Origin of the sequence: Herbaspirillum lusitanum (assembly GCF_046025995.1) — a bacterium.
Taxonomy (GTDB): Bacteria; Pseudomonadota; Gammaproteobacteria; order Burkholderiales; family Burkholderiaceae_D; genus Herbaspirillum; species Herbaspirillum lusitanum_A.
Genome location: NZ_JAQQFM010000001.1, coordinates 44107 through 66916, shown reverse-complemented (window position 1 = coordinate 66916; position 22810 = coordinate 44107). Strand labels below are relative to the sequence as shown.

At 59.5% G+C, this 22810-nt stretch carries 20 protein-coding genes; 15 read left to right on the top strand and 5 right to left on the bottom strand.

Going from position 1 to position 22810, the window contains the following annotated elements:
- Positions 1-168: 168 nt before the first annotated feature.
- From PQR62_RS00305 to PQR62_RS00270, 8 genes are all read left to right on the top strand, one after another.
- Entirely contained in the window at positions 169-1887 is a 1719-nt protein-coding gene (locus tag PQR62_RS00305; protein WP_408153611.1) for an acetolactate synthase 3 catalytic subunit, read from the top strand.
- Between the two features lie 2 nt (positions 1888-1889).
- On the top strand, positions 1890-2381 hold the full coding sequence (gene ilvN / locus PQR62_RS00300; RefSeq protein ID WP_408153609.1) for an acetolactate synthase small subunit: 492 nt from the start codon (positions 1890-1892) through the stop codon (positions 2379-2381).
- Between the two features lie 70 nt (positions 2382-2451).
- On the top strand, positions 2452-3468 hold the full coding sequence (gene ilvC, locus PQR62_RS00295; protein ID WP_408153607.1) for a ketol-acid reductoisomerase: 1017 nt from the start codon (positions 2452-2454) through the stop codon (positions 3466-3468).
- A gap of 643 nt (positions 3469-4111) precedes the next feature.
- Positions 4112-4876: an SIMPL domain-containing protein gene (locus tag PQR62_RS00290; RefSeq protein WP_408153605.1), complete on the top strand. Its 765-nt coding sequence runs from the start codon at positions 4112-4114 to the stop codon at positions 4874-4876.
- A 608-nt stretch (positions 4877-5484) separates the two neighbouring features.
- Positions 5485-6129 carry a phosphatidylserine decarboxylase gene (locus PQR62_RS00285; RefSeq protein ID WP_408153603.1) on the top strand — a complete coding sequence of 215 codons (645 nt, stop codon included), beginning with the start codon at positions 5485-5487 and terminating at the stop codon, positions 6127-6129.
- A gap of 153 nt (positions 6130-6282) precedes the next feature.
- On the top strand, positions 6283-7149 hold the full coding sequence (gene pssA / locus PQR62_RS00280; RefSeq protein WP_408153601.1) for a CDP-diacylglycerol--serine O-phosphatidyltransferase: 867 nt from the start codon (positions 6283-6285) through the stop codon (positions 7147-7149).
- A 252-nt stretch (positions 7150-7401) separates the two neighbouring features.
- Positions 7402-7935, top strand: coding sequence for a hypothetical protein (locus tag PQR62_RS00275; RefSeq protein ID WP_408153599.1), 534 nt, complete (start codon positions 7402-7404; stop codon positions 7933-7935).
- A 446-nt stretch (positions 7936-8381) separates the two neighbouring features.
- Positions 8382-8960: a hypothetical protein gene (locus tag PQR62_RS00270; protein WP_408153597.1), complete on the top strand. Its 579-nt coding sequence runs from the start codon at positions 8382-8384 to the stop codon at positions 8958-8960.
- A gap of 60 nt (positions 8961-9020) precedes the next feature.
- Here the strand turns inward: PQR62_RS00270 and PQR62_RS00265 are convergent, their stop codons facing one another.
- The 3 genes from PQR62_RS00265 to PQR62_RS00255 form a co-directional block, all read right to left on the bottom strand.
- Entirely contained in the window at positions 9021-9731 is a 711-nt protein-coding gene (locus PQR62_RS00265; RefSeq protein WP_408153595.1) for an alpha/beta fold hydrolase, read from the bottom strand.
- A gap of 37 nt (positions 9732-9768) precedes the next feature.
- A complete protein-coding gene (locus PQR62_RS00260; protein ID WP_408153593.1) occupies positions 9769-11277 on the bottom strand; it encodes a sensor domain-containing diguanylate cyclase in 1509 nt (502 codons plus the stop codon).
- A 260-nt stretch (positions 11278-11537) separates the two neighbouring features.
- Positions 11538-11972: a hypothetical protein gene (locus PQR62_RS00255; protein ID WP_408153591.1), complete on the bottom strand. Its 435-nt coding sequence runs from the start codon at positions 11970-11972 to the stop codon at positions 11538-11540.
- A gap of 238 nt (positions 11973-12210) precedes the next feature.
- On the opposite strand from PQR62_RS00255, the gene PQR62_RS00250 reads away from it, so the two are divergent.
- On the top strand, positions 12211-13719 hold the full coding sequence (locus PQR62_RS00250; RefSeq protein WP_408154653.1) for an aminotransferase-like domain-containing protein: 1509 nt from the start codon (positions 12211-12213) through the stop codon (positions 13717-13719).
- Between the two features lie 417 nt (positions 13720-14136).
- Entirely contained in the window at positions 14137-15468 is a 1332-nt protein-coding gene (locus PQR62_RS00245; RefSeq protein ID WP_408153589.1) for a tetratricopeptide repeat protein, read from the top strand.
- On the opposite strand, the gene PQR62_RS00240 is transcribed toward PQR62_RS00245, so the two are convergent.
- Complete coding sequence (locus PQR62_RS00240; protein ID WP_408153587.1) at positions 15465-16397, bottom strand: sugar kinase; 933 nt, start codon at positions 16395-16397, stop codon at positions 15465-15467. The genes PQR62_RS00245 and PQR62_RS00240 overlap by 4 nt on opposite strands.
- 120 nt (positions 16398-16517) lie before the next feature.
- Positions 16518-17813, bottom strand: a complete 1296-nt coding sequence (locus PQR62_RS00235) for an amino acid deaminase (protein WP_408153585.1) — start codon at positions 17811-17813, stop codon at positions 16518-16520.
- A gap of 123 nt (positions 17814-17936) precedes the next feature.
- On the opposite strand from PQR62_RS00235, the gene PQR62_RS00230 reads away from it, so the two are divergent.
- From PQR62_RS00230 to PQR62_RS00210, 5 genes are all read left to right on the top strand, one after another.
- Positions 17937-18173, top strand: coding sequence for a hypothetical protein (locus PQR62_RS00230; RefSeq protein ID WP_408153583.1), 237 nt, complete (start codon positions 17937-17939; stop codon positions 18171-18173).
- 94 nt (positions 18174-18267) lie between these two features.
- Entirely contained in the window at positions 18268-19146 is an 879-nt protein-coding gene (locus PQR62_RS00225) for a MurR/RpiR family transcriptional regulator (RefSeq protein ID WP_408153581.1), read from the top strand.
- Position 19147: 1 nt separating this feature from the next.
- Positions 19148-20677: an N-acyl-D-amino-acid deacylase family protein gene (locus PQR62_RS00220; RefSeq protein WP_408153579.1), complete on the top strand. Its 1530-nt coding sequence runs from the start codon at positions 19148-19150 to the stop codon at positions 20675-20677.
- A 255-nt stretch (positions 20678-20932) separates the two neighbouring features.
- Positions 20933-21316, top strand: coding sequence for a RidA family protein (locus tag PQR62_RS00215; RefSeq protein ID WP_050465396.1), 384 nt, complete (start codon positions 20933-20935; stop codon positions 21314-21316).
- An 88-nt stretch (positions 21317-21404) separates the two neighbouring features.
- A complete protein-coding gene (locus PQR62_RS00210; protein WP_408153577.1) occupies positions 21405-22757 on the top strand; it encodes a GntP family permease in 1353 nt (450 codons plus the stop codon).
- The last annotated feature ends 53 nt before the right edge of the window (positions 22758-22810 follow it).

Here is a 22810-nt window from a genome sequence, read left to right as displayed (position 1 = left end):
CAAAGGCTGAACGAGTCGCGTTGAGCGGCATTTCAAACCTCACTACGGTTGAGGCGCAGAAATGGCGTGACCGCACAAAAAAGGGACGCCAGCGTTAAGTTGACCTGCGAGGATTTCGCCAGGAGAGAACATCCGATCAATTTCCAATGGACCTTGAAAGGAAGCAGTATGAGTTCAGAACCGATTACCGGCGCGGAGATACTCGTCCGTTGCCTGGCTGAAGAAGGCGTCGAACACGTGTTCGGCTATCCCGGCGGCGCAGTGCTGTATATCTACGACGCGATCTTCAAACAAGACAAATTCCAACACATTCTGGTACGACACGAGCAGGCTGCCGTGCATGCAGCCGATGCGTATTCGCGCAGCTCGGAAAAAGTCGGCGTCTGCATCGTTACGTCCGGGCCGGGCGTTACCAATGCAGTGACCGGCCTGGCGACCGCCTATATGGACTCGATTCCTATGGTGATCATCTCGGGCCAGGTGCCGTCGACTGCCATCGGCCAGGATGCCTTCCAGGAGTGCGATACCGTCGGTATCACACGTCCCTGCGTGAAGCACAATTTCCTCGTCAAGGACGTCAAGGATCTTGCTGCCACCATGAAGAAGGCCTTCTTTATCGCTACCACCGGCCGTCCAGGTCCGGTGCTGGTCGATATTCCGAAGGACATCACCATGCATACCTGCGCTTTCGATTATCCGAAGGCGGTGGAAATGCGTTCCTACAAGCCGGTCGACAAGGGCCACTCGGGTCAGATCCGCAAGGCGCTGCAACTACTGCTGGCAGCAGAGCGCCCGATGATCTATACCGGCGGCGGCATCATTCTCGCGAATGCGGCGCCGGAGCTCAACAAGCTGGTTGATCGTCTCGGGTTCCCCTGCACCAATACGCTGATGGGGCTGGGCGCCTATCGCTCGTCGAGCGACAAGTTCGTCGGCATGCCGGGCATGCACGGTACTTACGAAGCCAACATGGCGATGCAGCACTCCGACGTGCTGATTGCCATCGGTGCGCGCTTCGACGACCGTGTGATCGGCAATCCCAAGCACTTCGCCTCCAATGCGCGCAAGATTATTCACATCGACATCGACCCGTCGTCGATCTCGAAGCGCGTGAAGGTCGATATTCCCATCGTCGGTAACGTCAAGGATGTGCTGCAGGAGTTGCTGTCGCAGCTCGACAGCGCCGAGACCAAGCCGAATTCGGCGGCGCTGGCCAACTGGTGGCAGCAGATCAACAAGTGGCGCGAGCGCGATTGCCTCAAGTTCGCCAAGTCGGATGAATTCATCAAGCCGCAGGCGGTGATCCAGAACGTCTGGGAAGTCACCAAGGGCGATGCATTCATTACGTCCGACGTCGGTCAGCACCAGATGTGGGCCGCGCAATATTATGGTTTCGACAAGCCGCGCCGCTGGATCAATTCCGGCGGTCTGGGCACCATGGGGGTCGGCCTGCCGTACGCCATGGGCGTGCAGAAGGCCAATCCGGATGCGACCGTCGCCTGCATCACCGGCGAAGCCTCGATCCAGATGTGCATCCAGGAGCTGGCGACCTGCAAGCAATATCACCTCACGCCGAAGATCATTCTGCTCAACAACCGTTTCCTCGGCATGGTTCGCCAGTGGCAGCAGATCGATTACGGTTCGCGTTACTCCGAGTCCTACATGGATTCTCTGCCTGATTTCACCAAGCTGGCCGAGTCCTATGGCCACGTCGGCATGAAGATCGAAAAGCCGGGCGACGTCGACGGCGCGCTGAAAGAAGCCTTCGCGATGAAGGACCGTCTGGTGTTCATGAACTTCATTACCGATCAAACCGAAAACGTCTGGCCGATGGTCAAGGCGGGCAAGGGCTTGACTGAAATGCTGCTCGGTTCGGAGGATCTGTAATCATGCGCCATATAGTTTCTGTACTGCTGGAAAACGAAGCCGGCGCCTTGTCGCGTGTCGTGGGACTGTTCTCCGCGCGCGGCTACAACATCGAAACCCTGACCGTTGCCCCGACCGAAGACTCGACCCTGTCACGCATGACCATTGTGACCAGCGGCTCGGATGATGTGATCGAACAGATCACCAAACACCTGAACCGCCTGATCGAGGTGGTGAAGGTTGTCGATCTGACTGAAGGCGCGCATATCGAGCGCGAGCTGATGCTGATCAAGGTACGTGCGGTAGGCAAGGAACGTGAAGAAATGAAGCGTACTGCGGACATCTTCCGCGGTCGCATCATCGACGTCACGGAAAAGACCTACACCATCGAACTGACCGGAAACAAGAGCAAGCTGGATGCGTTCATCGACTCGATAGACCGCACCGCGATTCTTGAAACGGTTCGTACCGGCGGGTCCGGCATTGGCCGCGGTGAACGGATCCTGAAGATCTGATTCACCGTACCTCAGCCTTTATTCGAATACTTAAATACGCAATATCTTCAAATTTAGCCAAGGAAAAATCATGAAAGTTTTTTACGACAAAGACGCCGACCTGTCCCTGATCAAGAACAAGAACGTGACCATCATCGGTTACGGTTCGCAAGGCCACGCGCACGCGCAAAACCTGAAGGACTCGGGCTGCAAGGTGACCGTCGGTCTGCGCAAGGACGGCGCATCGTGGAACAAGGCCAAGAACGCCGGCTTGAACGTGGCTGAAGTCAACGACGCGGTCAAAGAAGCCGACGTCATCATGATTCTGCTGCCGGACGAAAACATCGGCCAGGTCTATGCAGAAAACGTCGCGCCGTTCGCCAAGCAAGGCGCGACCGTTGCGTTCGCGCACGGCTTCAACATCCACTACGGCCAGGTCGTGCCGCGCGCCGATCTGGACATCATCATGATCGCGCCTAAGGCTCCCGGCCACACCGTGCGTTCGACCTACACCCAGGGCGGCGGCGTGCCGCACCTGATCGCCGTGCATCAGGACAAGTCCGGCACCGCTCGTGACGTCGCCCTGTCGTACGCCACCGCCAACGGCGGCGGCCGCGCCGGCATCATCGAAACCAACTTCCGCGAAGAAACCGAAACCGACCTGTTCGGCGAACAAGCCGTGCTGTGCGGCGGCACCGTGGAACTGATCAAGGCTGGTTTCGAAACTCTGGTCGAAGCAGGCTACGCGCCTGAAATGGCCTACTTCGAATGCCTGCACGAACTGAAACTGATCGTTGACCTGATCTACGAAGGCGGCATCGCCAACATGAATTACTCGATCTCGAACAACGCGGAATACGGCGAATACGTCACCGGCCCGCGCATCATCAACGAAGAGAGCAAGCAAGTCATGAAGAAGGTGCTGGCGGACATCCAGACCGGCGAATACGCCAAGAGCTTCATCCTGGAAAGCAAGGCCGGCGCGCCGACCCTGCTGTCGCGTCGTCGCATCAATGCTGAGCACCAGATCGAAGTCGTGGGTGAGAAGCTGCGCGCCATGATGCCTTGGATCAAAGCCAATAAGCTGGTCGATCAGTCGAAGAACTAATCGACAATTCACTCCGCAATTGATGAGCGCAAGCGAGTCAACGCAGATTGAACAGAGAGCAGGGCGATGCAGATGCATCGCCCTGTTTTCGTTTGGAGGTGAATTTATGTATGGTGCAAAGAGGCACTTCTACGGAAGGCGGTCTATGTCATCCGTGCCGCCTGATTTAGTGCGTGGCGCTGAACCGAAGGCACTCGGTGTTAAATGATGATTGATCTTGTCACGCTTTAACACCGGATCGCTCTTACTCACAATGAGCGGCGCTCAATGCACGGTCTCGCGTGTATCTGCGCTTAGGACGTCGCAAGCAGCCAACCCAACAATGCGTGAACCAAATCAAAAAATGATTTCAGATATCTCTCGTCATTTTCAATATTCCACGCCGCCCCCTTACATCTGGAAATACTCGTTTCAACTTGCAGCAAATTCATGCCGAACTTAGCAGTGGCACCTACGTCCAATCGCCGCATGATGAAAATCGCTTATAGCGCGTGGGGCTCCGGGGAGCGGCGAAGGCGATGGATCATCTCGCAAGAGTGCGGTGCTGCGCAAACATGGCGAAGCTTACTGTGGTTGCCGCCGCCGCTCTTTATTTCAATACAGACCGCTTCAAATCGCGGTCAATATTTTCGGGAGTTTTTTTATGTCCATGTCACGCAATCTGATGCTCGCCTCCGTGCTTGTTTCCGCCTCCGCCGCCGTCCATGCGCAATCGGCACTCACCAATGGCGCTGAAGTGGTAGTGCCGGCCACCGGCGAAATGAGCGTGCCGAATGACGAGGCCCACGCCACTTTGCAAGTCGAAGAACAGGACAAGGACAAGGCCGTCGCAGCCTCGCGCGTCAACCAGAAGATGAAGCAGGGTATGGAAATCCTCAAGAGGCAGGATCCTCAGGCCGTGCTCAAGAGCTATGGTTATTACACCTATGCGGTCTATGCCAACGAGCCGGCGACGCCGTCGCGTAATCCGAAGGCGCGGCAGATCGTCGGCTGGCGGGTCGGGCAGTACGTGGAAATGATCACCGGCAATCTGGCGACCCTGCCCAAGACCATCGCCTCGGTACAGAGCACGCTCGGGCTGAACGGTCTGCACTTTGGATTGAGTCCGGCTACCAGCAAGAAGCTGGATGCTTCTCTGATTGAGCTGACCTACAAGAATCTCGACGAGCGTATTGGCTTTATCGCACGTGCGATGCATCGTTCGCCTTCAGAGGCCGTGGTAACGACCGTCGATTTTGAAGGTTCGGGCAACTATGTTTCCGAACAAGTCGGTGCCGCGCCGAAAGCGGCAAGGATGAACGCGATGGCGGACTACGCGCCTAGCGAACAAGTTGTGTCGGAGCCGAGTTTTGAGCCGGGGGAATCGACCGTGACCATGCGTATGGTCGGCAAGATCAGATTCAAGTAATGGATTTGAATTGATTCAGCTGCATGCCTGGATGATTCCGGCTTAGCCGAATCAGTTTGCGAAGGCGGGCGTATTGCGAGGAAAGTCTCGGCAATACGCCCGTTTTTGTTCTCCACAGGTTTTCCTATACCTTGCCTCGACCAAAAGGAATGGCTCAAGGCTGAGAGCAGGCATTGAAAACGAAATAGCGGATCATCGCAAAAACGGCCGGCTATCGGCCGGCATATTCTCCAAATTCCCTCCCATCTGCCAGGCCAATCGTCTGAGCCGTTAAAATAGAACGCAGTAGCGCCAATTTGCAGACCGCACAAAAATAATCTTGCCCGGCTTCTCCGATTTGCAGTTGCGTCATGCAAAGCCTGCTTTCAGCGCGTGCGGGCAGCGACATTTTCTTTCTCTCGTATGAAATCCGACCCGTGCGGCGGCGGTTTTCAGTTTGCTGCAGTGCGCCTCAAATGCGGGTAACCCGCAATAAACCGTGATGGTGTGCGTGCTTGCGCGGTTCTTGATGTTTGTTAAACGGCAATCCCGCAGGTTACATTTGGGCGTCGCTCGTCTAGAATAAGCACGCTTTTACTTTTTGAATATTTCAGCCCTCCGGAGCAACATTGAATAACAACCACTATCCTCACCCCATCATTGCCCGTGAAGGCTGGCCATTCCTGACGATTGCCATCGTCGTCGCAGTAGTGATCACCATGATCGGCGGCGCCTGGTCGATTCCGTTCTGGATCATTGCGCTGTTCGTGCTGCAGTTTTTCCGCGATCCTCCACGCACCATTCCGCAGCAGGCCAATGCCGTGCTGTCGCCGGCCGATGGCCGTATCGTCGTGGTGGCGCGCGCCCACGATCCTTACACCGACCGTGAAGCGCTCAAGATCAGCGTCTTCATGAACGTGTTCAATGTCCACTCGAACCGTTCTCCCGTTGATGGCCGTATCGAGACCGTGCAATATTTCCCCGGCAAGTTCGTCAACGCCGACCTCGACAAGGCTTCGCTCGAAAACGAACGCAATGCGCTGGCGATCACCACCGCCAGTGGCCACAGCGTGACTTGCGTGCAGGTCGCCGGTCTGATTGCGCGCCGTATTCTGTGCTACGTCAAACCGGGCGATGCGCTGGCGCGCGGTCAGCGTTATGGCTTCATCCGCTTCGGTTCGCGGGTGGACGTTTATCTGCCGCTGACGGCTGTGCCCAAGGTCAGCGTCGGTGAAAAAGTGTCGGCGACTGAAACCATTCTGGCCGAACTCTGATCAGACCTTGAAGCGGCGCCGTGGCAGCGATGCCCGGCGCACAGCTGACAGCCTGGTTTTCACCTGTTTCAAGTGTTGATTCGCGACCGGCAAGCTCAGGCCGCAGAAGCAAAACTCTGACAACCCCAAGCACTATCAAAAAATAAAGCATACATGGCAACTTTCCGACGTCGCAAAGCCAAATCCGGCATCCCGTTTCCCAAGTCCCTGCGCGGACCCAAGACCTATTCCGCGCAACTGGATAGCGACGGCGAACCGGTAGTGCGCCGCCGTTCTCGCGGAATCTATCTGTTGCCGAATGCTTTTACCACTGCAGCGCTGTTCTGCGGTTTTTACGCCATCGTGATGGCGATGAATCTCAAGTTCGACTACGCCTCCATCGCGATCTTCGTCGCCATGGTGCTGGATAGTCTGGATGGCCGCGTAGCGCGCATGACCAATACCCAGAGCGAATTCGGTGCGCAATACGACAGCCTGTCGGACATGGTGTCTTTCGGCGCGGCGCCGGCATTGGTGGTCTACGAGTGGTCCCTGCGCGGCATGGGCAAGCTGGGCTGGCTGGCCGCTTTCGTGTATTGCGCCGGCGGCGCCCTGCGCCTGGCACGCTTCAACACCAACATCGCAGTCGTCGACAAACGTTATTTCCAGGGTTTGCCCAGCCCGGCGGCAGCGGCGCTGGTCGCCGGCTTCGTCTGGCTGATGGACGACCTGCGCTTTGCCGGCACCGATCTGAGCTGGGCTTCATGGGTGATCACGCTGTACGCAGGTATCACCATGGTGACCAATGTACCGTTCTACAGTTTCAAGGACGTCAACTTCCGCAAGCCAGTGCCCTTCATCGCTGCCTTGCTGGTGGTGGTGCTGCTGGTACTGATTTCCAGCGATCCGTCCAAGGTCTTGTTCGGTCTGTTTTGCGTCTATGGTTTGTCCGGCTACGGCGTTTATCTGTGGCGCCGGGTCAAGGGGCAGCCGGTCAGCATCGTGCAGACCGAGCCCGAAGACGAGGGCGGCAAGCATTGAAGACATGTTGCTTGTTGTAAATGAAATGCCCGGCTGGACGAAAAGTTCAGCCGGGCATTTTTTATGGGCGGTCGCTCCGCATGAGACGCATCGCTCAGGTTAAAGGGGAGTTCGCACTGCTTATTACCGTAAGCCGCGAGGGCGTCCCAGGGCAAAATAGAGACGTCTGAAATACTGCCGGCTTTTTGCTATAGTTGTTCGCAAACGGAAGCAGGCCTCGGCATACCAATCCTGAAAGCAGTCGGCAGCAACATGGCAATCGATATCTCAAGCGCAAATCTGAATTCGCTGGCGGCCTATACCAATACCGCCAGCCTGGGCACGGGTTTGTCGTCTGCTGCCAGTACAAATTCCAGCGGCAGCACCGGCAGCAGCGCGGTGACGGCATCGAACAACACTGCGGCGCTGCAGTCTGCGGTATCGCTGGCTTCGGATGCTTCGGTAATCGTCAGCCTCGGCGCCAACTCCGGCATCAAGCTGCAAACCTACACTGCCGCCGGCTTGTTCAACGAATTCGTCAATGCCGGCAGCAGCGCGGACACCTCAGACGACCTCACTGCCGATCAGGCCACCCAAAATCTGTATCAGGGCATCTTGTCGGGCATCACCAGCGAGCCCGGCGTCAGCGGCATCTATGACGGCTCCGGCAGCTTCAGCAGCCTCAGCAGCGGCATTTCTTCCGATCTGAGCACTCTGCTCAAATCCAATCCCGATCTGACCTCAGCCATCGTCGGCGATGTGGTCGCGCGCGGTATTGTCGGCAATCTGATTTCAACTACCGCCTAGCAGGCAGCCGCAGATCAGTTGTTGTGCCTGATGCAACTAATGCCCGATTCAAGCGGGCATTTTTGTTTTTTTGGGCAAGCCCGCAGGTGCGGATCATCCGCCGCATTCAAATTGCAGGCAGGAAATTCTGATGCAAGAATCCACAACATCCGTTTGCATTCTGTCTATCCCAGATGCGATAAATCCCACATACCAAGCTCAGCAGGAGGAACACGGGCGCTGGCCGCCGGTCACTTTAATATCGTCGCTGCGTTCGCTGTTGACCACCGGACAACATCGAGGCGGAGAACATTGCATCAAAGCAAGCGGGGCAGCGCGACGGCCGGTTTATTGACAAACCTTATTGCAAACCCCCGCCGGGATGCGTGTTCGCATAGCAGTTCCAGATGCAGCGCAGACAGAGTCGATGGTGACTCGTCCGGCGACTTCATGCGGATGGTACGACAATGGCAATCAGCGCAATCACAGGCCTTAATCCCCTGGTAGTGGCCTATACCAACCCGATCAACCAGACTACGCTCAACAACAGCAGCACGACGTCCAGCACGGCAGTGGTGATCGCGAGCACGGCGACCAATCCGGCTTCGGCGGTCAGCCAGAGTGCGCAAGTGCAGACGGCGGTGGCGCTTGCGTCCAATGCCTCAGTCGTCGTCAACCTGGGCAATAACCCGGTGCAACTGCAGACCTATAACGCCGCCGGGCTGCTCAGCAACGCGCTCAATACACTGAATGCAGCCAACGACACCAGCAATAGCGACAATCTGAGCCTGAGCGCAGAGCTGGCGCGTCAAAGCCTTAACGCAGGTCTGTTGACCAGCCTGACCGCCAGTCTGAACAACAGCACGCTCAATGCCAATCTCAACGCGGGGCTGAACAGCACCGACCTGTTGAATTACAACCCGGTCGTGTCCCTGGCAGTGGCGGATTTCTACAATCAGAACCCGGACGTCACGTCCACGCTCTCCGATAATCTGCTGAGCACGGCGGTCATCAATAATCTGCTCAATACAACCACCACCATTTGATCGGCGGCTTGAATTGGCAGTGCAGGCGGAGTGAGAGTGGGGGCTGCGCCACCGAGGCCGTCAGGCCTCAGCCATGATGGCGCGCGCGATGAGCAGCCGTAATGCGCTATCGCTTTGTGTCTTTTCGCTGACGCGATGATCGGTATCGGGCAAGTCCATGATGCGGCAGAAGCGTGCCGCAAGGGCGCGCTGTGCGATCAGGTTCGCAATCTCGGCTGGGATCACCGCGTCATTTGCTGCGCGTATCAGCGTGATGCCGCCGCGATAGCCTGCGATCATGTCCAAGGTCGCTGCGTTATGCCAGCTTTCAGGCCGGCGCAAGGCGGCAGAAAAATGCGGGCCGAAAGGAAGTTCGAAGGCAGCATGGTCATAGACCGCGCCGACGATAGTGACCAGATGGCTGATCTGCAGGGCAGGATCGCAAGCCAGGCGCATCGCGATCTCGCCGCTCATGCTGGTGCCAACCACCGTGCGTTGCGAAGGCCGCAGCAAGCTCAGCGCTTGCCTGGCCTCGTCCCATCTTTTCTTCAGGGAGTTTGGCGTGCGGGCGCTGCTCTCGCCGTGACCTGAAAAGTCAAAGCCTGCACTACCGCAGCCTTGTTGCGCCAAAGTGTTGCGCAAGGCGCGTTGGCGCTGCCGCGAACTCTGGCCTGCGCCGTGCAGCAGCAGGGTAGAGATTTCAGCGTCGGGACTGGGTGCCAGAATCTCGCCGATCAGCGTTTCAGCGGCGGTTTCCAGCCGGAACGCCCGTTCGAACGGGGCGGAACCCATCTCATCACTCATGCTTTGTCTGGATACGCTCTTGGGATCAGGCCGGCGCCTGGCGGCGTTCATTGCCGGGGATGTTGGCGTAATACTCGCGCTTGGCATCGTACATGCCGGCGTCGGCGCGTTGAACGGTAGTTTCCAGGCGCTCGCCGGCTTCGCTGGTAGCCGCGCCCATCGACAGGCTGAGCGGCTGGCTGGAGTAATACTGATTGTTGATGTCGATCATCTTGCGTACGTTTTCCATCACCAGCAGCGCACCGCGTTCATCGGTGGACGGCATCAGAATCGCGAACTCGTCGCCGCCTATGCGCGACACGCTGGAAGGCCGATCCACTGCCTTGCCCAGCACTTCGCCGACACGGCGCAGCAGCGCATCGCCGGCGGCGTGGCCGAGATCGTCGTTGACTTCTTTCAGACCGTTGAGGTCGGCCATGATCACGCTCACCGGGAACGGCCCCTTGCGTTCCAGCCGGTTCAACTCTTCCACCATGAAGGCGCGATTGTGCAGCTTGGTCAGTTCATCGTGCTTGCCGAGGAATTCCAGATACGCTTCGGCTTTCTTGCGCGCCGTGATATCGGTCAGCGCTACCAGCACCAGACCCCAGTTATCTTCGTAGCCGGGGAACACCGAAAACTGCAGATGCACATGCAACTGATCGCCGGTCAGCGAGTAGTTGACCACTTCGCGCTGGTGAAACAGATTGCCTTGCCACAGCTCGATCAGTTGTTCGTTGAAATGCGGCCGCATGTCGTCGCGGAACACATCGCCCAGACGCGACAGCAGCATGTTCTTGTCGGTCGCGCCGAACATGGTCAGGGTTTGCAGATTGACGTCCACCACGCGGATTTCCTGCATGCAGCGCTCCACGAATTCCGGATGGACGTCGGTAAACGTCCTGAAGTCGGTGATGCCGACCCGCCGTACATCGTCAAACAGGCGCTTGACCGCGCTGAAATCTTCCACCCATAACGAAATCGGCGAGTACTCGAACAGTCCGCGCGCATAGTTCTCGCTCTTGGAGAGTTTCTTGCGCGCGCTTTCGCGCTCGGTCACATTTTCAATCGCCAGCAGGATGCGGTCCCAGCTCGCTTCGCTGCCCGGCAGGATGCGCGCATTGAGCTGCACGTCGAGACGCTTGCCGCTCAGCGTGTAATTCACGGTATGGCTTTTGAAGACGGTCTGGCCGTCCCACAGTTGCACCAGCTCATCGATGTGCGTGGCCAGCATGTCGTCGCGGAATACCTTGCCCAGATTTTCGGTCAGGTGCGCAAAATCCTGCGCCTCGTAGAGTTCCAGCGTGCGCTGGTTGACCTTCAGGACGCCGATCTGCTGCGAGCACATATGTACGCGTGAGGCATCTTCTTGCAGAAATGCGCGCAAATCGGCGATGCCGGCCTGGCGCCATGTATCGAACTGGCGTTTCACGCCGCTGAAGTCTTCCAGCCACAGTGAAATGGGCGCCAGTTCAAACGTTTCTTGCTCGGCGGCGGTGAGTTGTTGCGATGATTCGGAGGGAGTTGCGGCGCCCGCGAGGCTTTCTTTCGACATAGCACTGGTTCAAAAATGTGATGCCCAAGTGTAATGTCTTTGGCCTGGCGGGGAGAAAAAATTTGAATCTGTTTTGATGTGTTTGACTGGCTTTTTCTCTTGATCAGCGGGAAAAATGCACGTTCGCTCATCTTTCTCTCGCTCATCCCGGCGCCGGCGAAAGCGGCCGGGAGTCTGCTTCTGCCGCAGATAATCTGGGCGCGATGATGGCGAGCGCCTATCTCTGGCGCATCGCCTGTTCTGACGCAAGCCAGACCGGATCAGCGTTTGCCGGCCAGCCGGCTCCAGTCGCCCGGCAACATGCTGCGCAGCCGCTCCAGCAGCGACAGCGCAGGCGCCGCATGGCAGATCACTTCGGCATCTGCATCGGCATGCAGGCTGACCCAGCCGCTGCGCGCGATCAGGTGCCCCTGACCGTCGTTAAGCACGGTCTCGGCACGCAGCATGTGTTGCGCAAGCCACTGCGGGCTTTCCTGAATCCGCACGCGACGCGACTGGCACAGCAGTGCGCTGTCGCGCGCCAGCCAGATCTGCAGCGTCTCGCCGGCGCGCAGTTTCAGGTGTGTCGCGACGGGTGCTTGCGGCAATGCTGATGCGCTTGCCGGCGCCGTTGTATTAAGTTGCTCATTGAGTTGCTCAAGCTGGGCGATCTGAGCGGGCAGGGCGGCGAACTGCGATGCGCGGGTCTTGGCCATTGCGTTTCCTCGGTGGTGAATATGCAGCCAGTCTAGGGAGGAGCAGGGAGCCGCAACAGGCACAGGAAAATCCGATCTGACGCGAAACAGTCGTAGTTTTTTGAATCTGTTATTGTCCTTTTTCGATTGCTCTGTATCTGTTGCGGTTTTCATCGAAAGAACATGATGTCTCATGGACACGACCCGGACCCTGCTTGCGACCCCTGCGGCGCCATCGGCGCCTTTTTCCCGTTCTCCCATGGCTGAGACGGCCGAGCCAGAATTATTGCGCGAGCTGCCGTCCGGTGCGTCGGCATTGGCCTCGGCGCCTGGGCCTGGTCCGCTCTACAAGCGCATGGCCGAGCATTATCTGGAGGCGATTCAGGCAGGCACCTTGCGCACCGGCGACCGCATGCCCTCGGTACGGGAGCTGATGCGAAGGCATCAGGTCAGTCTGTCTACCGCCTTGCAGACCTTGCGCCACCTGGAAGAAGCCGGCTGGCTGGAGGCGCGCCCGCGCTCCGGTTATTTCGTGCGGCAACCGCGCCGCTCTTCCATCCTGCCGGTGCAGGAGCCGCGCAGCTTGCTGGCCATCGACCCGGCGCACTATGTCGGGATTCACGAGAAGGTCTCCAATTTCATTGCGCGCCGGCAAAGCAGCATGCCGCAGCTCGACCTCAGCGGCATGACCTGCGCGCCCGAGCTGTATGCGGTGGACGCCTTGAAGCAGGCCGCGATCCGCGCCTTGCGCGAACGCCCGGACTTATTGACCAGTGCCATGCCGCACAACGGCAATATGGGATTCCGGCAGGTGGTGGCGCGCCGTGCGCTCAATGCCGGCATTCGCATCAGCGCCGACGAAGTGGTCGTTACACACGGCTGCATCGAGGCCCTCAATCTGGTCTTGCGCGCCGTGGCGCAGCCGGGCGACACCATTGCGGTGGAGTCGCCCACCTATTTCGGCCTGTTGCAGACCCTGGAAAATCTCGGCATGCGCGCGCTGGAAATTCCGACCAGCCCGCACACCGGCATTTCGGTCGAGGCGCTGGAACTGGCGATCCAGACTTACGGCAACATCAAGGCGGTGGTGGTGGTGCCCAACCTGCAGAATCCCCTCGGTTGCATCATGCCCGAGGCGCACAAGGACGCGCTGGTCAAACTATGCCGGCAGGCACGCCTGCCGCTGATCGAGGACGATGCCTATACCGAACTGGCGGATGGCAGCGTGACGCCATCTTCGCTCAAGAGTCGCGATACCGACGGCAACGTCATTTATTGCGTGTCGCTCAACAAGGTGCTGGCGCCCGGCATGCGGCTCGGCTGGGTGAATGGCGGGCGCTGGCATGAACGCATCAAGATGCTCAAGTTTGCGCATACCCGCGCCAATGAGGAGTGGACCCAGGTCACCGCTGCCGATTTCATGGCCGGTACCGGCTACGACCGTCATTTGCGCCGTCTGCGCGAAATTCTCAGGGAACAGCGCGAACAGATGGCGGAATCGATTGCCGCCTATTTCCCCGAAGGCACACGTCTGAACGTGCCCAATGGCGGTGTCGGCCTGTGGGTCGAGTTGCCGGGCGAGTTGTCATCGCAGCAGGTGTTCGAGGCTGCACTGGCCGAGGGCATAGGCATTTCGCCGGGAGCGATTTTCTCCAATTCCGATCGTTATGAACATTTCCTGCGCATGTGCTGCGGTCATCCCTTCACGCGTGAACTGGATCAGGGCTTGCGGCAACTGGGGCGTATCTGCAAGGGGATGATGGAGTGAGTTCAAGATAGCCGGCCTGCCTTGTGCAAGCGCGCAAGGCAGCTGAGTTGTAGTCAATGTTGCCTTGCCTGAGCGCCCGATGCAGCATCAGACCGCGCAATAAAAGACGCCGCCCGGAGTGCGATATTCCGGGCGGCGTTTTCGCGTCTGAGCCTGGTAAAAGGATCCCTTTCTGGCGCGTGCTGATTGAGCTTGATTGGCCAGGCTTTTCTGATCCTTAGCCTCAATTACCCCGCCTATAAGAAAATTTATTAAAAAACTTGAAAGAATTGTCCATCGTCCGACGACTAAATTTCAGTTCCATATGTAAAGAAATTGTAAAGAATGTACACTGGCAGCGCTTCTGGCGCCCGGCAGTACGGCTTTGGACCTGACGTCCTCGGATCGGAGACCTCTTTTATGCAATCGCTGCACTCAATGCAATCGACAACTGAAAACCAAGCCGTCCTGCAGGCGACGCTGCAGCGCGGCATTGACGCCCACCTGGCCGGCCAACTGGAGCAGGCGGCGCAAATCTATCGCGACGTGCTGGATCGGGACCCGATCGAGCCGGTCGCGCTGCACTATCTCGGCATCTATCTGCATCAGATCGGCGAGCACGACGAAGCGCTGGAAAAACTGGTGCTGTCCACCGCGCTGGAATCGGACAACGCCGGCTGGCACAACGATCTGGGTAATGTGTTGTTCGCCTTGCAGCGTTTTGAGGATGCCGCACAATCCTATGCCGATGCGCTGGCGATCACGCCGGACGATCACAGCATCTGGAATAACCTGGGCGCGGTGCACCTGCAACTGGCGGAAAAGCAAGAGGCGATTGCCGCCTTCAAGCGCGCAGTCGAGCTGGCGCCGGAGTTCGTGCCGGCGCTCACGCATCTGGGCAGCATCTATCAGGCCGACGGCAACAAGATGGAAGCTTCGCACTATCAATGCCGGGCCTTTGTGGTGCCGCCGCTGGAGGGCAAGTCCAAGGAAATGCTGGGCATTTCCTTTTATTTTCTGGGGCGTCTGGCTGAAGCGGCAGAGATCTATCGCGCCTGGTTGCAAGAAGAGCCGGGTCATCCCATCGCCGCCCACCTGATGGCGGCTTGCTCGCAGAGCGACGTGCCGGAACGCGCCTCCGACAGCTATATTGAATTCCACTTCGATCGCTACGCCGAAACCTTCGACGCCAATCTGCTCAACAGCCTGGCCTATCGCGGCCCGCAGCTGATCGGTCTGGGGCTGGAGCTGGTCGGCGCGCCGGCGCACCAGTTCGAGGTGATCGACATCGGATGCGGCACCGGCCTGTGCGGTCCTTTTCTGGCGCCATTCTCGAAGCACATCGTCGGCGTCGACCTGGCCGGCAAGATGCTGGGCAAGGCGCGCAGCGGCGGCCACTACACGCAGTTGGAAAAAGCCGAGATCGGCGACTATCTGAGCCGCAATCCGGGTTCATGCGATCTGGTAACGGCGGCCGATACCATGATTTATTTCGGCGACCTCGGCCCGGTGTTCGGCAAGGTCGCCAAGTCGCTGCGCGACGATGGCTATTTCATCTTCACCATCGAAGTGGTGACGGCGACCGATCAGGCGCCCGGCGGCTATTGTCTGCACGCCAGCGGCCGCTATCGGCACGGGCTGGACTACGTGACGCATCATCTGCGCAGCAACGGCCTGCAGTTGTTGCATCACAGTGAGCAGATTCTGCGCGAGGAGATTCGCCAGTCGGTGGCCGGGCTGCTGTTTGTGGCGCGCCGGCTACCCTCTTAAGCGGCTTGTTCGGCCGCGTGCAAGGCCGCCAGCACCTGCGCACGCGAGGGGATCGGTTCGACCGCGCCGTAACCGGTGGTTGACAGCGCCGCCGCCACATTGGCGTAGCGCGCCGCCTCGAAGGGATTCTTGCCCTCCACCAATTGCGCGATAAAAGCGCCGCCGAAGCAATCGCCGGCGCCGGTCGCATCCAGCGCCTCGACCGGGTAGGGCGCCACCATGCGGCGCTCCTGCGGCGTCGCTACATAGCAGCCTTCGTGGCCCAGCTTGAAGGCCACCAGACGAATTCCGTACGACAGCAATTGATCGACGATGGCGTCGCGATCTTCCAGTCCGGTCAACAGGTTGACGTCCTCCCAGCTCGGCAGGCAGATGTCGGTCAGCCTGAAGGCTTCGATCATCTTTTCGCGGGCGCGCTCCAGCGGCCACAACCGCAGACGCAGATTGGTGTCGAGCGAGGTCCAGGTGTCGTTGGCGCGGGCCTGGCGCATGGCTTCCAGGCCGCTGTCGCAGGCACTTTCGCTGATCGCCAGACTGATGCCCGACAAGTGCAATACCTTGGCCTGTGCGATGGCCTCGCGCGGCAACTGCTGTGGCGTGTAGAGGCTCGCGGCGGAGCCGGCGCGGCGGTAATGAAAGTGATGGCCTTGCGCGTCATGGGTGACGAAGTAGATGCCGGTGGCCGTGTTTTCGATCACGCCGGTATGTGTGATATCGACGCCTTCGCTGCGCCACAGATCGAGCAGGCTGCGCCCGAAATGATCGTCGCCGACGGCGCTGACGTACCCGGTCTGAGCACCCTGACGCGCGGCGGCGATACAGAAGTTGGAGGTGTCGCCGCCGAAGCCTTCAAGATAGTGGCGGTGGTTGGCTATGCTCTGGTTGAACTCCACCATGGCTTCGCCGTAAGCGAGGATCTTGCTGTTCATGAGTCTGCTGCCTTTGTTGCCTTGCGCAGCCCGGGGCTGCGGAAAAGAAAGCGGCGCCGCGCGGCCTTATTGCCGCGCGGGCGCCGGGTCATCAATTAAAAGCCTGCATCAAACCAGGCCTCAGAAGTAGGTCTGCACCACATCAATCACGTTGAAGCTATTGTCCAGCACCGGCAGGTGACGCCATTTGTCGAAGGTCAGGCAAGGGTGGGAGATGTCGAAGGCGATCATGTCGCCGACGCGGATGTCGTCGCCGGCCTGAATCTTCAGGTAGGCGTGCTGATCCATCATGCCGGTGATTTCCCAGTGCGCCGGGCTGGCGAGCGGGGTCTGATCCTGTTCCGGACGGAAGCGCAAGACCGGCAGCGGCAGGCCGGCATCGAAGGCGGCATCGCGCTTGCCGAGTGCCACGATGGCCTTGTCGGCTTCCGGAATCGATTGCACGTAGGCCCACAATTGCAGCGCCGGCTGCAACTGGCTGCGCATCTGATGCGCCACCGGATTGCGCACCTGAATCTGCGCCTGCGCGGCACGGTAGATGCCGACGTCATGCGTCAGATAGCAGCCCGGGCGCAGCACCACGTCCAGCGGTTGTCCGATGTCGGCCTGCGCGAACTCTTCCGCCACCACGTCGTACCAGGCCGAGCCGGCGCCGGTCAGTACCGCCGGGCCGTGCGCCAGACGCTTGCTCAATTGACCTTGTTGCGCCAAATCCTTGATACATTGCACGGCGCGTTGCAGGAAGGCGCGGATATCGGCTTCTTCCTTCAGCACGCCTTCATAGACTTCTACGCCGGCCAGCGCGATGCTGTCGGGCCAGCGCTTGATGGCCTCCAGCACGGCCGCCTGTTGTTGTTCATTGCGCACGCCGGTGCGGCCGCCGGCGGGGCCCAATTCCAGCAGCACATTCAGGGTTTGCTTGCGCGCGGCGTAGAAACGGCCGAGCTGATCGACCAGATCGGCCGAGTCCACCAGGCAGAAGAACTCAAAATCGGGGTCTTGCAGCAATTGCGAAATGATCGCCATATTCTGCTTGCCGACCAGTTGATTGGCCATGATCACGCGGCGCACGCCATGCGCATAGCCGGCCAGCGTCTGATGCGCGGTCGCCAGCGTGATGCCCCAGGCGCCGGTCGCCAGTTGGCGCGCAAACAGCTTGGGCGCCATGGTGGTCTTGCCGTGCGGCGCCAGTTTCACGCCGTATTCACCGACGAACTTTTGCATCCAGTCGAGGTTGTGCGCCAGCTTCTCTTCATACAGCACGGCGGCCGGCAGGCTCAATTCTTCCTTCAGCAAATTCCATTTCACCTGGCCGGCCTGATCCGGCGCCAGCGGCTGCGGCAAATCGCCCAGACCTTTGTTCAGGGCATCGATGATGCCAGCCTGATAAGTGATTTGGTAATTTGTATCATTCATTTTTAATTGGCCCTTAAAATTTGGATTGACGTAATAATACCCTTGAATTTACTATGCGTAAAACGTGTTAGTAAATAACATGGTGTTGTTCTGCGGAGTTGGTTTCGGTCTTTTTTGAGCGCCGTGAAACTGCTGTGGCGTGCGCATAGTCAACTGAAGGCGACTTGGTTCAGATATGCCGCCGGATGGGTGGTTCTGGCCGTCGCTTTATCTGGAATGAAGCGCTTGCCGCGCGGCAGAAAGTCATGCGCAGACATAAGCAAAATCGGCACCAGCCGGCAAAACAGGTGGGACGGCATTCACATCATGGGCGGCATGGCAGCCATCTCCGCAGTTTCCGTGCAGGTGCAACTGGCATAGCCTCGATTGCACCTCAAACCGCGGGCGATGCGCAAGCAAATTAACACCGGGCCGGTTTCGGCTGCTTCGGTTTCTTCAGTTTTCAGGACAGGCGATGGCGCAGGCATTCGATATCATTTCCCGCATCACCGAGCGCAGCGGTCAGTTGCGGCTGGCCGAACAAAAGGTGGCGGAAGCCATTCTGAGCGATCTGTCCTTCGCCGCCAGCGCCAGCATCGGCGATCTGGCTGGCAAGGCCGACGTCAGCGTCGCCAGCGTCACGCGTTTCGCCAAGGCCATGGGTTGCCGCGATGTGCGCCAGTTCAAGTTCATGCTGGCGCAGGCGGTGGCGGTGGGACAGCGCTTCTTCGACGGCGGCGACCAGACGGCCACCCAGCCGCCCGAGCTGGCCGATGTGGTCTACAACGATATTCATGCGGTGCTGGAGCTGAACCGCGCCTTGCTCAATCCGGACGCGCTGCTGCGCGCCGGCCAGTTGCTGCGCGATGCCCGCATGATTTATTCCTTCGGCATGGGCGGCGGCTCCACCATGATGGCGGACGAGGCGCGTTATCGGCTGGTGCGCCTGGGGCGCCCGGTGGCGACTTATCACGACGCCTTGCTGCAAAAGATGGTGGCGGCGACGCTGGACAAGAACGACGTGCTGCTGGTGTTTTCCACCACCGGCAATGTGCCTGAGCTGCTCGCCAGTTGCGAGATCGCGCGCGAATATGGGGTCAGCATCGTGGCCATCACCGCGCTGGGCTCCAAACTGGCGGGCATGGTGGACGTGCTGCTGCCGATCAAGACCCTGGAAACCGACCTGATTTTCAAGCCATCGTCCTCGCGCTACGCCATGATGATGATTCTCGACATGCTGGTACTGGAGCTGGCGCTGCTGACGAAGGATCGCAGCCAGGAGCGTCTGCGCCGTCTCAAATACACACTGGATACGCATCGCGGCGGCAATGATCGCCAGCCGCTGGGAGATTGATATGAGCCATTCCGAAACCCGCACTGCCGCGTCTGCCGATACAGCTTCGGCGGCGGCTTCCGCATCGACGCAGTGCGACATCCTGTTCCGCAATGCCTTTGTGATTGACGGTTCCGGCGCTGATCCGGTACCCGCCGATGTCGCCGTGCGCGGCGGCCGGATTGCCGCCGTCGGCGATCTGGCAGCATGGCAGGCCGGCCACGTCGTGGACGCTAGCGGCAAGGTGCTGAGCCCCGGCTTCATCGACGTGCACACGCATGACGACACCAATGTGATCCGTACGCCGGACATGTTTCCCAAGCTGTCGCAGGGCGTGACCACGGTGGTGGTCGGCAACTGCGGCATCAGCGCCGCGCCGGTCAGCCTCAGGGGCGAGCCGCCCGATCCCATGAACCTGCTGGGCAAGACCGAGGCGTTCAGCTACCCCACCTTCGCCAGCTATGTCGAGGCCGTGAATGCCGCCAGGCCGGCCATCAATGTGGCGGCGCTGGTCGGCCACACCGCGCTGCGCAACAATCACATGGATCGCCTGGATCGCGCCGCCAGCACCGAAGAAATCGACGGCATGCGCGCCCAGTTGCGCGAGTCGCTGGAGCATGGCGCGCTGGGCCTTTCCACCGGTCTGGCCTATGGCAACGCGATCAATGCGCCGACCGCAGAGGTGCTGGCGCTGTCCGAGCCGCTAGCCGAATTCGGCGGCATGTATGCGACCCATCTGCGTAGTGAATTCGCCGATATTCTGGACGCGATGGATGAGGCCTTCCGCATCGGCAAGCATGCGCGCGTGCCGGTGGTGATTTCCCACCTCAAGTGCGCCGGCGTCGAAAACTGGGGCCGCAGCGCCGAGGTGCTGAAGGCGCTGGAACTGGCGAGCCAGCATCAGCATGTCGGTTGCGATTGCTATCCCTATACCGCCAGTTCATCCACCCTCGATCTCAAGCAAGTCACCGATACCTACGACATTCAGGTCACCTGGTCCGAGCCGCATCCGGAGCAGGGCGGCAAGATGCTGGCGGCCATCGCCGGCGAGTGGCAGGTCGATCTGCATGAAGCTGCGCGCCGTCTGATGCCGGCCGGCGCGGTGTATCACTGCATGTCGGACGATGATGTGAATCGCATCCTGAGTCACCCGGCCAGCGTGGTCGGTTCGGACGGCCTGCCCAACGATCCTTTGCCGCATCCGCGCCTGTGGGGCGCTTTCCCGCGTGTACTGGGGTATTACAGCCGAGAACAAAAGCTGTTTTCAATGGCGGTCGCCGTGCGCAAGATGACCGGTTTGTCGGCCGAGCGTTTCGGCCTGCATCAGCGCGGTTTTGTGCGCGCCGGCTACTGGGCCGATCTGGTGCTGTTCGATGCGGCCACGGTGCGTGACGCCGCCAGCTTCACCGATCCCATGCAGCCCGCGCATGGCATCGAGCAGGTCTGGGTCAACGGCGTGCTGGCGTATCGCGGCGGTGAGCTCAAGCAGGCCACCGGCGAACGCGCCGGGCGTTTCCTGGCGCGACCAAAGTCAGAGCCGAAGGCGGCCTGATTTCAGCGCGCCCGGATTCGGCTCAAATGAATTCAAGCGGTGAGCATTAACAATATGAACTGATTCAGTCATATCGCAGTACGCGGTCACCGCCAGTCGGCCACGCAGTTAAGCTGCTCATTCGGCTGGCAAGCCGGGATACATCGGCCATGCAAGTGCAAGTGCAGGTGCAGGGTGGGGCGATATGGCATGCGAAGGAGCGGAGGCCCTGCCGTTGGCGGGGCATTCAAATTTTGTTTTGGTAAAGGAGCATTAATGAGCATTCAACGATTTGGTGTCGACGGCGGCACCGGTACCGGCGGTCAGCATCTGCCATTCGCCCGCGCAGTGGCAGCCGACGGCTGGCTGTATGTGTCGGGCCAGGTGGCGATGGAAAACGGCGAAGTGATCGACGGCGGCATCGTGGCCCAGTCGCACAAGGCGATCCAGAACGTGATCGCCATCCTCAAGGAAGCCGGCTACGGCCCTGAACATGTGGTGCGTTGCGGCGTCTGGCTGGACGACGCACGCGACTTCCAGTCCTTCAACAAGGTCTTCAAGGAGTACTTTGGCGCCAATCCGCCGGCGCGCGCCTGCGTGGTGTCGAGCATGGTGGTGGACTGCAAGGTTGAAGTCGACTGCGTGGCTTTCAAGCGCTGATTCAGATATCCGTCTGAACCGTTTATCGATCGGGTTTGCGCCATAGCAGCGCAAGCCCGATGTTTCACCTTCTGGAGAGGAGATACTCATGGAGGCTGTACAAGGTAGTGCGCTGCTGATCTATGCATTGGTAGCCGTGATCGCACTGATCGTGCTGATCGCAAAATTCAAACTGAATCCCTTTATCGTTCTGATCGTGGTGTCGCTGGTGCTGGGGCTCTCGGTCGGCATGCCGATGGGCAATATCGTCAAGGCCTTTGAAACCGGCGTCGGCAACACGCTGGGGCACATCGCGCTGGTGGTCGGCCTGGGCACCATGCTGGGCAAGATGATGGCCGAGTCGGGTGGAGCGGAACGCATCGCCACCACCATGATCAAGGCCTTCGGCGAAAAGAACGTGCACTGGGCCATGATGACGGTGGCCTTCATCGTCGGTCTGCCGGTGTTCTTCGAAGTCGGTTTCGTGCTGCTGATTCCGATTGCCTTCAACGTTGCCAAGCGCACCGGCACCTCGATGGTGCTGGTCGGGATTCCGATGGTGGCCGGTCTGTCGGTGGTACACGGCCTGATTCCGCCGCACCCTGCGGCCTTGCTGGCGGTAACGGCATATAACGCCGACATCGGTCGCACCATCATGTATGCGCTCGCCGTCGGCATTCCGACCGCGATCATCGCCGGCCCGCTGATGGGCAAGCTGATGGCCAAAGTGGTGATTCCCAATCCGGATAATCCGCTGATCGGTCAGTTCGTCGATGCCGGCAAGGACCAGCGCGAGCTGCCTGGCTTCGGCATCACGCTGTTCACGATTCTGCTGCCGGTGGTGCTGATGTTGCTGGGCAGCTGGGCCGATCTGTTCTTTACGCCCAAGACCTTTGCCAACGACTTCCTGCGTCTGATCGGCAACTCCGTGATTGCGCTGCTGATTGCGACGCTGGTGAGTTTCTACACCTTCGGCAAAAAGCGCGGCTTCAATCGCGACCAGATCCTCAAGTTCACCAATGAATGTCTGGGGCCGATTGCCAGCATTACGCTGGTGGTGGGCGCCGGCGCCGGCTTCGGCCGCATCCTGATGGAAAGCGGCGTGTCCAAGGCGATCGTCGAAATCGCCACCAGCGCGCATCTGTCGCCCTTGCTGCTGGGCTGGTTCGTGGCGGCGCTGATTCGCGTGGCGACCGGTTCTGCGACGGTGGCGATGACCACCGCCTGCGGCATCGTTGCGCCTATCGTGTCGACCGTCGGCGGCGTGCGTCCGGAGCTGATGGTGCTGGCCACCGGCGCCGGCTCGCTGATCCTGTCGCACGTCAACGACGGCGGTTTCTGGCTGGTCAAGGAATACTTCAACATGACCGTGCCGCAAACCTTCAAGACCTGGACCGTGTGCGAAACCGTGATCTCGGTGGTGGCCTTGCTGCTGACACTGGGGCTGGCGACCATCGTCTGATCCGGCTCTAAGCATTGGCTGACAATGAAAAATGCCGCAGACTTCTGCGGCAT